13 protein-coding genes are annotated in these 13,630 nt (G+C 48.5%); 11 read left to right on the forward strand and 2 right to left on the reverse strand.

Annotation, left to right across the window (positions count from 1 at the left end; all coding sequences use genetic code 11):
• The first annotated feature begins 19 nt into the window (after nucleotides 1–19).
• The 9 genes from VN447_RS16765 to VN447_RS16810 all read left to right on the forward strand — a co-directional run bounded on the left by VN447_RS16765 (nucleotide 20) and on the right by VN447_RS16810 (nucleotide 7,658).
• Entirely contained in the window at nucleotides 20–334 is a 315-nt protein-coding gene (locus VN447_RS16765; RefSeq protein ID WP_325526492.1) for a carbohydrate-binding protein, read from the forward strand.
• Nucleotides 335–518: 184 nt separating this feature from the next.
• The gene (locus tag VN447_RS16770; RefSeq protein WP_325526493.1) at nucleotides 519–1,133 is read left to right on the forward strand and encodes an ABC transporter ATP-binding protein; all 615 of its coding nucleotides are present in this window, start codon (nucleotides 519–521) and stop codon (nucleotides 1,131–1,133) included.
• On the forward strand, nucleotides 1,108–1,785 hold the full coding sequence (locus VN447_RS16775; RefSeq protein ID WP_325526494.1) for a heme exporter protein CcmB: 678 nt from the start codon (nucleotides 1,108–1,110) through the stop codon (nucleotides 1,783–1,785). Before VN447_RS16770 ends, VN447_RS16775 begins: the two co-directional genes overlap by 26 nt.
• A gap of 8 nt (nucleotides 1,786–1,793) precedes the next feature.
• Complete coding sequence (locus tag VN447_RS16780) at nucleotides 1,794–2,453, forward strand: cytochrome c biogenesis protein (RefSeq protein WP_325526495.1); 660 nt, start codon at nucleotides 1,794–1,796, stop codon at nucleotides 2,451–2,453.
• Nucleotides 2,450–2,821, forward strand: a complete 372-nt coding sequence (locus VN447_RS16785) for a cytochrome c maturation protein CcmE (protein WP_325526496.1) — start codon at nucleotides 2,450–2,452, stop codon at nucleotides 2,819–2,821. Before VN447_RS16780 ends, VN447_RS16785 begins: the two co-directional genes overlap by 4 nt.
• The gene (gene ccsA, locus VN447_RS16790) at nucleotides 2,818–5,028 is read left to right on the forward strand and encodes a cytochrome c biogenesis protein CcsA (protein ID WP_325526497.1); all 2,211 of its coding nucleotides are present in this window, start codon (nucleotides 2,818–2,820) and stop codon (nucleotides 5,026–5,028) included. Before VN447_RS16785 ends, ccsA begins: the two co-directional genes overlap by 4 nt.
• 23 nt (nucleotides 5,029–5,051) lie before the next feature.
• On the forward strand, nucleotides 5,052–5,525 hold the full coding sequence (locus VN447_RS16795) for a cytochrome c3 family protein (protein ID WP_325526498.1): 474 nt from the start codon (nucleotides 5,052–5,054) through the stop codon (nucleotides 5,523–5,525).
• Nucleotides 5,518–6,801 (forward strand): ammonia-forming cytochrome c nitrite reductase subunit c552, encoded by a 1,284-nt coding sequence (locus VN447_RS16800; RefSeq protein ID WP_325526499.1) that lies wholly within the window; start codon nucleotides 5,518–5,520, stop codon nucleotides 6,799–6,801. The genes VN447_RS16795 and VN447_RS16800 overlap by 8 nt, the downstream gene beginning before the upstream one ends.
• Before the next feature lie 623 nt (nucleotides 6,802–7,424).
• Nucleotides 7,425–7,658, forward strand: coding sequence for a hypothetical protein (locus VN447_RS16810; protein ID WP_325526500.1), 234 nt, complete (start codon nucleotides 7,425–7,427; stop codon nucleotides 7,656–7,658).
• 36 nt (nucleotides 7,659–7,694) lie between these two features.
• Here the strand turns inward: VN447_RS16810 and VN447_RS16815 are convergent, their stop codons facing one another.
• Nucleotides 7,695–10,199, reverse strand: coding sequence for a glycogen/starch/alpha-glucan phosphorylase (locus tag VN447_RS16815; RefSeq protein WP_414714923.1), 2,505 nt, complete (start codon nucleotides 10,197–10,199; stop codon nucleotides 7,695–7,697).
• Between the two features lie 55 nt (nucleotides 10,200–10,254).
• Complete coding sequence (glgA, locus tag VN447_RS16820; protein ID WP_414714924.1) at nucleotides 10,255–11,808, reverse strand: glycogen synthase GlgA; 1,554 nt, start codon at nucleotides 11,806–11,808, stop codon at nucleotides 10,255–10,257.
• A 170-nt stretch (nucleotides 11,809–11,978) separates the two neighbouring features.
• Here glgA and VN447_RS16825 point away from each other — a divergent pair, with 170 nt between their 5' ends.
• Entirely contained in the window at nucleotides 11,979–12,755 is a 777-nt protein-coding gene (locus VN447_RS16825; RefSeq protein WP_325526503.1) for a histidinol phosphate phosphatase, read from the forward strand.
• Nucleotides 12,752–13,156 (forward strand): VOC family protein, encoded by a 405-nt coding sequence (locus VN447_RS16830; protein ID WP_325526504.1) that lies wholly within the window; start codon nucleotides 12,752–12,754, stop codon nucleotides 13,154–13,156. The genes VN447_RS16825 and VN447_RS16830 overlap by 4 nt, the downstream gene beginning before the upstream one ends.
• Nucleotides 13,157–13,630: the final 474 nt, after the last annotated feature.

Here is a 13,630-nt window from a genome sequence, read left to right on the forward strand (position 1 = left end):
TTGAAAGGGGGACTTTTGCATGCAAAGAGCAAGTCAGGACTACCTTAAAAATGGTATTGCTCTGACGCCTTCGCGCCCACAGGCCCATGACAAGGTCACAGTCACTTACAGCGGTCTCTTGCCGCAGAGTGGCGCAACTCATGTATATGCGCACGTTGGTTTTGGTGATAACTGGCGTCATATTCATGATTACGAGATGGTAAAAACAGCGGGCGGCTTTGAAGCAACTGTGGCTGTTGTCCAAGGTGATACCATGCATATAGCGTTCAAAGACTGTGCCGGTCATTGGGATAATAATTCAGGCAATAATTACTCCTTTGAGGTGTGGCATTAGCCGCTAAATAACAAACGACGGTTTTCGCAGCTTAATGCGGAAACCGTCGTTGTTATTACTTAACATAGCAGGATTAGTTGAAGGGTGAAAAGGGTGAAAAAATTGTCAGTCTTTTCACTCTTTAACTATTATGTAAAAAATGGTATAATTATAATGGATAAAAATTCCTTACGGAGTAATTATAGTGAGAGACATAAAAATCGTATTAGATAATGTTGGCAAACGATTTGGCGACAAAGTATTGTTTGAGAATATCAGTGCAGGGTTTAACGCTGGGCAGTGTCTGGCGGTAACCGGAAAGAATGGCTCAGGTAAGTCTACCCTGCTGAAGATTGTTGCCGGGCTGGTTAGACCCAGTGCAGGGCAAGTACGGTTTGGGGGTAAGGAACTTAGCGTAAGCGAGCGGTTAGCCTGTACTGGGCTGGTATCGCCTGATATGGCCATGTATGTGGCGCTGACCGGGGTGGAGAATATTCTATTTTGGACAAAAGTGAGCGGTGTAGCTTGCGCTGCGGCAGACGCAGCGGCGTTCTGCTGTCAGGCTGGTTTAGGCAGCGCAGGCGGCGATCTGGTACAAACCTATTCGACCGGCATGCGCCAACGGCTAAAGCTCGCTGTACTGACAGCCATAAGCCCGCCTGTTTGGCTGCTGGACGAGCCTTCATCCAATCTTGACGCAGGTGGCAAAGCGTTTGTTCGCGAGCTGATAGAAACGGCAATTCGTAAAAAAGTTGCTGTGCTGCTGGCTACCAATGAACTTGAGGAGGCCGGCTATGCCAGTGGAAAAATTGAGCTTTAGTACTGTCGTAGGGGCAGTATTAACCAAAGATGCACTGTGCGAATACAGGACAAGGTACGCCGCCGGCGCGCTCATCATGTTTTCCCTTACGGCACTGTCTAGTGTCAGTATGGCGATTGCCGGAGCCAGTCTGCCGCCGGAATTAGCTGCGGCACTCCTCTGGGTTGTGTTGTTTTTCTGTGCCATGGCTGGTTTAGCCCGGGTATTTGTCCAGGAGCAGGAAGCAGGCACGCTGCTGGGACTGCGGTTATATGCCCCTGGTCAGGCTGTTTTTTTCGGCAAACTGCTATTTAACTTTACGCTCTTAGCCGGTTTGACCTGTCTGGTGGTGCCGTTGTTTGCCATTTTTCTTGCGGTCGAGATTGGCCCATGGTTGCCGTTTGCAGCCGTTCTGGCATTTGGCTGTGCCGGCATTGCCACTGTGTCCACACTGACAGCAGCAATGGTAATGTATGCGCAAGGCAAGCATGCCATCTTCACAGTACTCACTTTTCCTGTGCTGCTGCCACAGCTTTTATGCGTCATCAACGCTACCGCCAAGCTTTTGTCAGGTGGTCTACCTGAATGGAATGAATTTGTATTTATGGCAGGCTATGACGCTGCTGTTGTGGCTGCCGGGGTGCTCTTATTTGATTACCTTTGGCAAGACTAGGAGGATGTATGGATTCAAAAATAATCGCCGCAGTTATCGCAGTATGGGTTGTCGGGGTGGTATTCGCCGTGTTTTATCTGGTGCTGCCGGCTGAGGGGCTGGGGTATCTTGTCCGGATTGCTTTTTTTCACATTCCGGTTGCCTGGGTGTCAGTGCTGGCCTTTTTGGTATCAGCCGCCGCCGCGGGGCAGTATCTCAGGACAAGGAAGCGTAAGTATGACTGCCTGAGCGCCTGTTCGGCCCAGTTAGGGCTTGTCTTTTGTCTTTTAGCGACAGTCAGCGGCGCACTATTTGCCAAGCTAACCTGGGGGGCCTATTGGAATTGGGATCCCCGGCAGACGACAGTGTTTGTTTTGCTCTTGATTTATGGCGCCTATTTGGCGCTGCGAACAGCCATCGAGGAGGAGGAGCGGCGAGCGGCGGTGGCTGCTGTATATGCGCTCTTAGCCTGTTTGACTGTGCCGTTTTTGGTGTTTATTATCCCGCGCATGTATTTTTCGCTGCACCCGGAACCTGTATTTAACAGTGCCGGCAAGGTGGCGATGGAGCCAGTTATGCTATATGTGCTGCTGGCTGCCGTAGGCGCTTGCACGGCGCTCTACTGGCTGCTCCTGACCCGCAGTGTAGCCAGGAAAACTCCACAGTCCGGGAAGGGGCTGCCTATATGAAAAAGTACCGGCTGGTTTGTCTGGCAGTCATTGCCGGGTTTATCGCCTACAGTGTTTTTGTATTTCAAAGCTCGGTTACCCCTTATGTTACATTTGCTCAGGCCAAAAGTGCCAAAAGCGCCGTCCAGGTCAAGGGAACACTGGGTTCACCTAAAGTAACGCAGGCTGAGGATGGCAGGTCAACTCAGTTTGTGTTGCGGGATGATGCCGGTGAAGAAGTGGCCGTAGTGTACCGGGGTGTCAAGCCTGATGGCTTGGAGCAGGCTACCGGCATCGTGGCGATCGGTAAATATAGTAATGGGCAGTTTCTGGCAGACAAGCTGTTAGTCAAATGCCCATCAAAATACCAAGGGAGCGTGAACAAATGATTGGCTATGGCGCAGTGGTTCTAGCGCTTATTGTGACAGCGTTGGCAGCAGGTTGTTATTGGGTGGCAAGCGGCAAGCAAACCGGCAGGCAAAGCCTGGCAGGCAATGCACGGCTTTTGTATCATCTGTCAGCCGGATTGGTTGGCGTGGCTGCTCTGTATCTGATGTATATAATTCTAGGCGACAGGTTTGACTATGCCTATGTATTTGGCTATTCATCAAAGGATTTGCCGCTGGCATATAAGGTGGCGGCTTTCTGGGCCGGACCGGAAGGGTCGTTTATGTTATGGCTGGTGTTTCATGCCACATTTGGTCTGATTCTCTTGCGCAAACCGGCCGCGCCGGTGCCAGCCATGGCCGTGTACAGCCTGATTCAGGTAGCGCTCTTAGGGCTGCTGCTTGTTAAAAGTCCATTTATGATGCTGGCTGAACCACGCATGGACGGCGCTGGTCTTAATCCGCTGTTACAGGATCCCTGGATGGTTATTCATCCGCCTGTCCTCTTTTTGGGGTATGCGGCGCTCGCGGTGCCGTTTGCCTATGGGCTGGGAGCCATGCTTACCGGCCGCCATCAGGAGTGGCTGGAGTCGTCAGCGCCGTGGACGCTGTTTGCGCTGTCAAGTCTGGGCGCAGGGATGTTTATCGGCGGTTTTTGGGCGTATAAGGTATTAGGCTGGGGGGGCTACTGGGCCTGGGACCCGGTCGAGAATTCATCACTGGTGCCGTGGCTGGCTGCTGGAGCGTTAGCTCATCTCCTGGTCATAGCAAAGGTACGGGCCGGGGCGATTAGGCACGCTTATGCAGGGGTGATTTGCAGCTTTGTTTTGGTGCTATATGGAACTTTCCTTACACGCAGCGGTGTTTTGAGTGATTTTTCCACCCATTCATTTACCGATGAGGGCATAGGCGGTATGCTGGGTCTAACGGTTTTATTGACCGCCTTTGTCGCCTTTGTTTTATATATTATCAAATGGCCGGGTATGCCGTCCGGGGAGCTATACTCCAGGCTTGGCAGCAGGGAATTTGTATTGGCGTTTACCGCGCTCATTCTGGCGTTTTTAGGTGCGCTGGTATTTGTCGGCATGTCTACGCCGCTTGTTACCATGGCCTTCGGCAGTCCTAAAAGCGTCAGCAGTGCTTTCTATAACAACGCAACCCTGCCGCTGGCGGCTGCAATCGGTGTCGCACTTATCGCAGGGCCACTGGTAAAATGGGGGAACGCTCCTGGTGGCGGACTGAGAAAATACTGGTGGCTGGGTTTATTTCTGGCAGGGGGTATCGCGCTGGCTGTCTGGCTCAAACTGGCTCAGCTGCTTTATGCCGCTATTCTATGCCTGGCGGTAGCCGGTGCTGCTGCCAACGGCTATGCGGCCTTAACCCGGAGCATGTCCAGGGCGGCTGCTTGCAGCCATATTGGGGTGGCGGTTATGCTTGCAGGCATTATCGCTTCAGGTGCGTCCAGCCAGTCAATGGTTGTGACTTTTATCCAGGGTCAGCCACAGGCTGTTTTCGGAGAGCAGATCAGCTATGCCGGCATCGAAGCGCAGCAATCTGGCAAAGGAGTCTATAATACCTTTCACGTGGGGCTTGATAAAACAGTGACCCAGTCTTTAACCAAGCTCAACAAAGAGGGTATGCCGGCAGCCAGGGAACCGGGTATTTACCGGAGTCTGCTCTCAGATATTTATATTGCGCCTGTTGTCCATGAGAGCGCAGAGGCCGGCCCGGAACTAACGCTGGTCAAAGGCCAGCCGCTATCACAGGATGGTGTCACCCTGAAATTCATTAAGTTTGCTATGGCCGGGATGGACGGAGCGTCCGAAGTACGGGTTGCGGCCTTGATTGAGGTAGCTGCCAGGGGACAGACTCAGGAAGTGCGGCCTGAACTTACTAACAAAAACGGACGAATTATTGGTTCGACAGTGACTGCCTTTGACCAGTATGAATTGCATATAACGGGAATTAAGCCAGGTGAAGGCAAGGTTACAATAGAGTTTAAAGATACCAAGGCGGTAAATAGTACCGCCGGCCTGGAGCGTCTGGAGGCTGAGGTTAGCCGTAAGCCGCTCATCAATCTGGTGTGGCTGGGAGCCGTCCTGATCACTGGAGGAACAGGCTGGGCCGGGGTAAATAAACTGGCAGGCCACAATCAGGTATTACAAAGGGGTCAAAGTCCTGCTGCCAGGACTAAAAGTAGAACCCGCTAAAATTTCACCGGGGAGGGGATATTTTGGATACTGGTCAATTCCTTAACCGCAACGCTTTGAAGATTGCGCTGGCAGTCTTGGCGTTTGCGGCGGTGGGAATGCTGGCCGCCGGCGCCGGGTACGCGTATGCCGACAGTCCGCAGTTCTGCGGCTCGTGTCACTCTATGGCCGAAAGCACTGCCAGCTGGCAGGCGTCAAATCACAAACAGTTTAGCTGTACTGACTGCCACCTGCCGCACCAAAATTTAGCGGTCAAACTGATCGTTAAAGGTAAGACCGGTATGAATGACACCTACCACGAGGTACTTAGGGATTATCCTGCGACAATGGTAATATCGACCCAAGGCAAGGCCATTGTGAATGACAACTGTCTGCGCTGCCACCAATCGTCGGTAGAAAATACCGCTATGGCGGCTGGGGGGCAGGACTGCCTGAAATGTCATCGTGGCCTGGTCCATGGCATGAGCAAAAGCAAAGGAGGGATAAAGGTTGAGTAAACCACAGAAATCTTTAATCGCCTTGCTCGCAGTACTCTTGCTGTTCTTTGGGTTTGTTGTCGTCCGCATTGGGGTTGCCAAACCTGCCGCCGCTGTTAAAGTGACTAAAATTCCGGCAGGAGAATATGACCCGGCGGTGTGGGGGCAGTATTATCCGCTACAGTATGCGAGCTACAAGCACACAACTGACGAGTCGCCTTCACCGACAGGCTATGGCGGCAGTATCAAAGTCCAAAAATCCGAAATGCAGCCAGAATTGACTATGCTGTTTAAAGGTATGCCGTTCAGCAAAGATTACGCTGAAGACCGCGGTCATGAGCATGCCCTGGAAGATCTGCGAGAGTCTAAACGGATTGGTCCGGCAAGTAAAGGTGCCTGCATAACCTGCAAGACGCCGTATGTTGAACAGGCTTACAAAGAAATGGGCTGGGGATATGCCAACAAACCGCTCACCGAGATGATGGGCAACGCGAAGCAGACTATTGCCTGTGCTAACTGTCATGATCCGTCGACCATGAACCTCCGGGTCATTAACCCGGCTTTCATTGAAGCGCAGGCCAGGCGTGGTATTGACGTGACCAAGGCATCACGGGAGGACATGCGCAGTTTTGTTTGTGCACAGTGCCACTCCGAGTATTATTTCGAACCAGGCACGACCAAGGTCATTTTCCCGTGGGATAAAGGCGTGAAACCGGCTGACATGTACGCTTACTACAGCGACAAGCCCAATGGCTTTGCTCAGGACTGGCAGCACCCTGACTCCAAAGCCCCGATGTTAAAAGCCCAGCATTCCGATTATGAACTATTTTCAACAGGCACTCATGGCAAAGCCGGAGTTTCCTGTGCTGACTGCCATATGCCCTATACCAGAAAAGACGGGCAAAAGTATACTTCACACTGGGTAACCAGTCCCCTCAAAACCCTGGGTGATTCGTGTTCGCCCTGCCACAGTCAAGGCACCGCCTGGCTGCAGGAGCGTGTAAAGAACATCCAGGATCAAACCTTCGAGCTTCAGCACATGGCAGGACAAAATATTGTCAAAGCGCATGAAGCCATCAGCGCCGCATCGACCCAACCAGGTGTCGATGAAGCCGGACTGGTCAGGGCGCGTGAGCTGGTGCGCAAAGCCCAGTGGTATTGGGACCTCCTGGCAGCCGAGAACAGCATGGGCTTCCACAACCCGTCCCAGGCGCTAAACACACTGGGGCAGGCCAACGAACTCGCCCATCAAGCTATTGAAGCTGCTAATGCGGCGGCAGGCATAAAAATGTTCTGAAAATGAAACAAGCACCCGTTTTAGCGGGTGCTTGTTTCTGTGTATATGGTCTAAGAAGATTAGATGTTTAGTCACATAATATTTACAGCAATTTTACCTGTAGATAACACTTATATTCTAAAGCCGGTATACAATAAGGTTAACTAGGAAAGAAAGGCCTGTGAAAACTATGGCGATTTGGCAAGTTAAACTAGACGCTAGAGAAGCTGAGCAACATCGGAAATGGTTAAAACGTAGGGGCTTTATTTCAGCAAATTATTTTTCTTCTAATGGTTTTTCGCTGGACAAGATGAGACAGATGGCCAAGGAAGGGAAGCTTCACGCCATTCAGTGTACTTTTGGTAGTTCAGTACGATGGTACTACATGGAAAGCCAGGCCGAGCTAGCTCGGATAAAAGGAGAACTTTCATGATAAAGTGAGAACTGGAATTGTATGAATTCTCCGCTGCTTTGAATATGGACAGCATGGTTTTAGATAACTGGACGGGAAATTATAGATTTATCAATTATTTACGAATATGTGTGTTACAATAATAGTGTATCAAGCATTATAGTAGTGTGGTTACATAGCAGGACTGTTCGCTTGAGACAGTAAAATAAACAGTGACGAGGAGTGTAATATTATGTGCGATGAACAAGAACTTGAAATGACTGATGAAATCTCGGTGCTATTTACTGATGACGTTGAACTCCTTGGAGACCGGTTGATGGACATTATTATTGCTATGGGCTTGCCGGAAGAGCAGACCAACGCAGTTCTGAGACTGATTAATGATGCAGTTGAAGATCATCATCAAAACATTCTCGATACCTTTGAGGATACTATCGATACCGAAGACGAAGATGAGAACGAATAATTAATTAAAAAAACCGCGAATTCGCGGTTTTTTTAATTAATTCTGCATAAGCAAATCAACATACATAGTACGCTGGGCCGGTGGCACTACCCGTTCATAGTCTTCAGGCTGGCAATGACACCAGATAGGAATAGGCTGATCCATTTGCCAGATGCCTGTGGCATATTCCGAGAAGGTACGGTCACTGGAAAACCAGCCAGAGTAAGCAATGTTCATCAGGCACATCTGCTGCCAGCGGTGGTTGTCGCGGTAGGTATCAGCCAGGTGACTCTGGGCGTCAACATAAGAAGCAAAGTCTTTTAGCAGAAAGTATTCGTCACCATGGTGCAGAAAAGCGTCATAATGGGTACGGAATTCGTCTGCCCCTACCGGGAAAAAGCCGTTTACAAGCTGCTCGATTACTGTTTTAATCCTAGGGTCGCTGTTATACAGATTCCAGGGATTATAACCGCCATAGCGGTAATAGCCCAGGACTTCGTCGGCTGAGAGACCAAAGACAAAGATATTGTCAGCGCCGGCGGCATTTCGAATCTCGATGTTAGCGCCATCCAGTGTTCCTATGGTAACAGCACCGTTCATCATAAACTTCATATTGCCGGTCCCTGATGCTTCACGGCTGGCGGTCGAGATTTGCTCACTGACATCTGACGCCGGAATAATCAGTTCAGCATGAGAAACATTATAATTTTCCAAGAAAACGACTTTAATCTTATCTCTGATGGATTTATCATTGTTTATTTTGTCAGCCAGGGTGTTGATCAGTTTAATTGTCTTTTTTGCTTTATAGTAGCCAGGGGCCGCCTTGCCGCCGAAAATAAAGGTGCGGGGCGCAGTATCAAGAGCAGGGTTTTCCCGCAGGCGGTTATAGAGATCCATGATATGCATGACATTGAGACATTGGCGCTTGTATGCATGGATGCGCTTGATATGCGAGTCGAATATTGAGTTGGCATCAACAACAATGTTGTATTTGGCTTTAATATATTTGGCTAGTTTGAGCTTGTTGTGTATTTTAACGTTGGCCAGCCTTTCAAGGAAGCCTGTGTCATTCGTAAGAGGGGCCAATTTGGCTAAATCACAAGGATATTCTACCCAGTCAGGGCCAATTGCGTCACTAATCAGGTCAGCCAACATGGGATTTGCGGTTAAAAGCCAGCGGCGATGGGTAATACCGTTAGTGACATTGGTAAACTTGTCAGGTGTATGGGTGTAGAAATTGCTCATGACGGATTTCTTTAGAATCTCAGTGTGGATTTCAGCCACGCCGTTGACTGAGTGGCTGCCGGCAATGGCCAGATGAGCCATATGCACCTGATCATCGGCTATTATGGCCATGCTGCGGATGCGATCCCAGTCACCGGGGTATTTGTTCCAGAGTTCGTGGCAGGTGCGCTCGTTAATCTCATGAATAATCATGTGGATACGCGGTAACAGGTGTTCGATCATGTTGACAGGCCATTTTTCCAGTGCCTCAGGCAGGACGGTATGATTGGTGTAGGACATGGTATGCACAGTGATGCTCCAAGCCTCATCCCAGCCCAGACCGCAGTCATCTATGAGGATACGCATGAGTTCAGGCACAGCCAGCGCCGGGTGGGTATCGTTGATATGAATGGCAACCTTATCTGGTAGTTCGCTGATGGCGTCATGGTGCAGCCTAAAATTACGCACAATACTCTGAAGGCTGGCAGACACTAGAAAATACTGCTGTTTGAGACGCAAAAGTTTGCCTTCGTAGTGCGTATCGTCTGGATAAAGCAGGTCGGTGAGCGACTCGACACCATGCTTGTAATCAATGACACTGTTGCAGTCAACGCCGTGTCTGCAACAGGTATGGCTGGAAACGTCAACCTCAGCGCTCCAGAGCCGTAAGGTATTAATGATTTCATTTTTATACCCGACAATAGGCACGTCATAGGGCACTGCAATAATCCGCTCGTAGTTTTCATGGATAAATCGGGTTTTGCCGTTGGTTTGCACCCTGATTGTGCCGCCATACCGAATGGCCAGTTTTTCTTCCGGACGGCGGTACTCCCACACATAGGCACGGTTTTTTAGCCAGTTATCAGGGTATTCATGCTGATAGCCGTCAATAATCTTTTGTTCAAACAAGCCATAGCGGTAACGCAGACCATAGCCATGACCGGCAAGACTCATCGCGGCCATTGAGTCAAGATAACAGGCAGCCAGACGGCCTAAGCCGCCATTGCCTAGCCCGGCGTCTTCTTCTTTGTCCAATAATCCCCCAAGTTCAATGCCTAACTGCGACAACGCTTCGGCACAAGTGTCTCTGATGCCTAAATTGACAAGGTTGTTCTCCATAAGTCGTCCAAGAAGAAATTCAATGGAGAGGTAATAGACTTGCTTAGGGTCATCTTTAACTCGTTGCTTATGGGTTTCAATCAGGTTTTTACTGATAAGCTCCCGGGTTAGCGAGGCCAGGGCTTCGAATTTTTCCAAATCAGATGAATTGCTGAGTGATTTACCATGCGTAGCCTCAAATACAGCGACAAATGCATCTCTAAATTCAGGAACCGATATATTCTCAGGTGTAGCGTTCTGTGCCGGCAAATGGTTAGCACAGTACAATTTGTTTTCAGTGAGCATATGGACCCTCCCTTACAGGTATTAATTGTTCAATGTCATATGGAACATGGAGAGTAGTCAGGCTAGGGTTAGCTTCCGGTCTAGCCGTAACTCCCTTATAGATGTATTCTTCGACATATAGCTTATTATATAATTCCTGGTATTTACCAGCCGATATGCGCCAACTGTTATCGGCACGCATGACGCGGATAGTGAGTTTATCCCAGACGTCTTTGTTATGATAAAAGCCAATGGCCCGCCTGACAGTATGTAACAGGTCATGGGCATTGTAGTTGGTAAAGCTGAAACCATTGCCCTCACCGGTATATTCGTTATAGGATATGACGGTATCATTAAGACCGCCTGTCTCCCGGACAACAGGCAGGCTGCCGTAACGCATGGCGATTAGCTGCCCAATGCCGCACGGTTCATAACGGGACGGCATCAAAAATAAATCAGAGGCAGCATATACCTTGCGGGCCATATCCTCACTATAGGGAATGACGGCTGCTAATCGATCATTGTGAAGCCAGGCAGCTTGCCATAATAGATGGTGATAGTGTTCGTCACCTTGACCTAAAATAACCATTTGTGCACCACTGTCAAGAAGTTCATTTATTACCCGCAGAACTAAATTAAGGCCTTTAGCCTCAATCAGCCTGCTGCTCATGGCTAAGAGCGGCTTGTCAGCGGCTGTTGTAAGCCCCAGCATTTTCTGCAGCTCAATTTTATTTTTGGCCTTGCGTTCTGTGCTCTGCCAGTCATAATTGACAAACACACTAGGGTCAGTCGCCGGATTATAGGTAGTGTAATCAATGCCATTGATAATTCCTGATAGGTCTGAAGAGCGGCTGGCAAGTACCCCCTCCAGCTTCTCGCCGAAATAGGCGTTTTGAATTTCACGGGCATAAGTTGGGCTGACGGTATTGAGTAAGTCGGAAAAAATAAGTCCGCCTTTCATAAAATTGACTTTATCGTAAAATTCAATGCCGTTTACTGTGAAATACTCCCAGCCTAGATCAAGCAAATTAACCATGATGTCTTTGGGAAAGATGCCTTGGTACTTAAGGTTGTGAATGGTGAACAGTGTCCGGATTTTTTCGTAAAAAGGGTTAGCCCGGTAGTGGGCAGTTAAGAATACGCTGACCATACTGCTATGCCAGTCATGACAGTGAAGGATGTGGGGCTGAAAATCCATAAAAGGCAGAGCCTCCAGTACGGCTCGCCCAAAGAAGGCATAGCGTTCGGCATCATCATAATGTCCGTAAATTCCGGACCGTTTAAAGTAATATTCGTTATCGATGAAGTAATAGGGGATACTGTCATGGCAGAGTTCCTCGAGACCGCAATACTGTAGGCGCCAGGAGAGTGGTACGCGGAAGGTTGCTTTTGTGGACATATTGTTCTTAAAAATTTCAGGTATTGCACCATATTTAGGAATAATAACCCGGGCATCGATACCCTGCTGCCTGAGTTCTTTTGGCAGGGAAGCTACAACATCGCCAAGGCCCCCGGTTTTGATAAAGGGGGCAGCCTCGCCAGCTACAAATAGTACTTTGACCATTAGTGTTATCACAGTTCCTTTCTGTGCGTGTTCTGCTCCTAAGGTTAAAGTATAGCCCTTCAGTAAGTTAATAATTCCTTGAACCAATGTTTGTAGTTTGGGTATTTTTGTATTAGAATGGTATATAGATATCATATAGCATCTTTTTAGTTGATTAGGAGGCAGTTTTCGTGTTATTTGACACTCATATTCATACCCGCCATTCGGACGATTCTACCATGGCTATTGAAACGGCTATTAGCCGTGCAGCCGAGTTAGGACTGGGTATTACTATTACCGAACATATTGATCTGGCACACCCGGAGCCTGACGTTGCCCTGGATGTCGAACAATATTTTCTAGACTATACAAAGTACCGGAGCGATAAGGTGCTCTTAGGCATAGAGGTTGGAATGCGGGCCGAATGTCTGGAGGACAATCGAGATATTATCAATAATTATTCTTTTGATTATGTTATTGGATCCATTCATTTTGTGGACAATATTGAGATCTATCAGGAGTCATTCTACCGTTCCCGGACCAAGTTCGACGCCTATAGTCGTTATTTTGAAGCTATGCTCGGCTGCCTGAAGTGTTACGATTTTATCGACAGTTTGGGACATATTGATTACATATCCCGGTATGCCCGCTACGAGGATAAGGAGATTTACTATCATGAATTCAGCGATAGGATTGACGAAATACTAAAATTCGCCGCTCAAAATGATAAAGCCATGGAGATTAACACCCGTCGTCTGACCAGCCCGGAAGCAGTAGCCAGACTGCTGCCAATATACAAGCGGTTTTATGAACTGGGCGGGCGGATGGTCACCCTTGGATCTGATGCTCATAAACCGGAAGCCATTGGCAGCAGGCTTGATGTGGCGCAGGATATGGCAGAAGCTTGTAAGCTGAGAGTGGTCTACTTTAAGCAGCGCAAACCTGAGTGGGGGGAGGTAGCTTTATGAAAATAAGACGGGTTGATACGACCATTAGTACTGACAAATTGAGTGAATCCAAAGAGTTTTATATCCGGCACTTTAATTTTACATTGGTGTATGAAAGTGACTGGTATATTGAGCTCATAGCTCCGGGTTTACCAGTCGGCATTAGCTTTACCAAGCCGCAGCGTGATGCTGGTGAGTTTTTCCATGGTTCTGGTATTATTATTTCCTTTGAAGTAGACGATGTTGACGCCGAATACCTGCGGCTGAAAAAAGAAAACGTTGAAATCTGTCAGGACCTCATGGATAAACCCTGGGGCGAACGCAGTTTTGTTGTCAATGATCCGAATGGCGTTCATGTGTATATTTATAAATCGATTCCGCCAACACCTGAATATCAAGTGGTTTACGACTCATTTAAGTAGTAAACAGTTAATGCGCTGCTAAAAAAGTTCAAAAGCGAGATTGCTACACTAGCGCTGCAACGATCTGGGGGTGGGATAGCCTCAGGTCATTGCGAACGTATGTAAAGCAATCTCGCTTTTAGTTGTTTATGTTAAGCCGTATTTTTTGAATTTCCCATTGTCAGGAAATATATAATTGTGATATATAAGCATTGAAAAAGTATTTTTAGTAGGTTGGTAAAAAAAAGTAGCCTGTATCACTTTTTATGTGATACGGACTACTTTTCTTTGACTATAAGCTTCTCCTTTTGATGAGATAACAAGGCAAACGCCACTCTGCAGAGTGGCGTTTTACATGTGCGCCCAGCATGGGCGCTTACTTGTTGGTGAAAGTCCAATACGGGGGTTGATAGTGCCAACCGTTAGCCTAAGACAAGGGTGTCGCCTGTGAGGGCGAATCTGAAGGAAGTCGGCGGCAAAGCTCCGGTCTGAGGA

The organism is Sporomusa sp. (genome assembly GCF_035561155.1).
Lineage (GTDB): Bacteria > Bacillota > Negativicutes > Sporomusales > Sporomusaceae > Sporomusa.

What these genes read in the sequence shown, in the direction of transcription:
- VN447_RS16765 (WP_325526492.1), top strand. Translation starts at nt 20, where the DNA reads ATGCAAAGAGCAAGTCAGGACTACCTTAAAAATGGTATTGCTCTGACG.
- VN447_RS16775 (WP_325526494.1), top strand. Translation starts at nt 1,108, where the DNA reads ATGCCAGTGGAAAAATTGAGCTTTAGTACTGTCGTAGGGGCAGTATTA.
- VN447_RS16780 (WP_325526495.1), top strand. Translation starts at nt 1,794, where the DNA reads ATGGATTCAAAAATAATCGCCGCAGTTATCGCAGTATGGGTTGTCGGG.
- VN447_RS16785 (WP_325526496.1), top strand. Translation starts at nt 2,450, where the DNA reads ATGAAAAAGTACCGGCTGGTTTGTCTGGCAGTCATTGCCGGGTTTATC.
- ccsA (WP_325526497.1), top strand. Translation starts at nt 2,818, where the DNA reads ATGATTGGCTATGGCGCAGTGGTTCTAGCGCTTATTGTGACAGCGTTG.
- VN447_RS16810 (WP_325526500.1), top strand. Translation starts at nt 7,425, where the DNA reads ATGTGCGATGAACAAGAACTTGAAATGACTGATGAAATCTCGGTGCTA.
- glgA (WP_414714924.1), bottom strand. Translation starts at nt 11,808, where the DNA reads ATGGTCAAAGTACTATTTGTAGCTGGCGAGGCTGCCCCCTTTATCAAA.
- VN447_RS16830 (WP_325526504.1), top strand. Translation starts at nt 12,752, where the DNA reads ATGAAAATAAGACGGGTTGATACGACCATTAGTACTGACAAATTGAGT.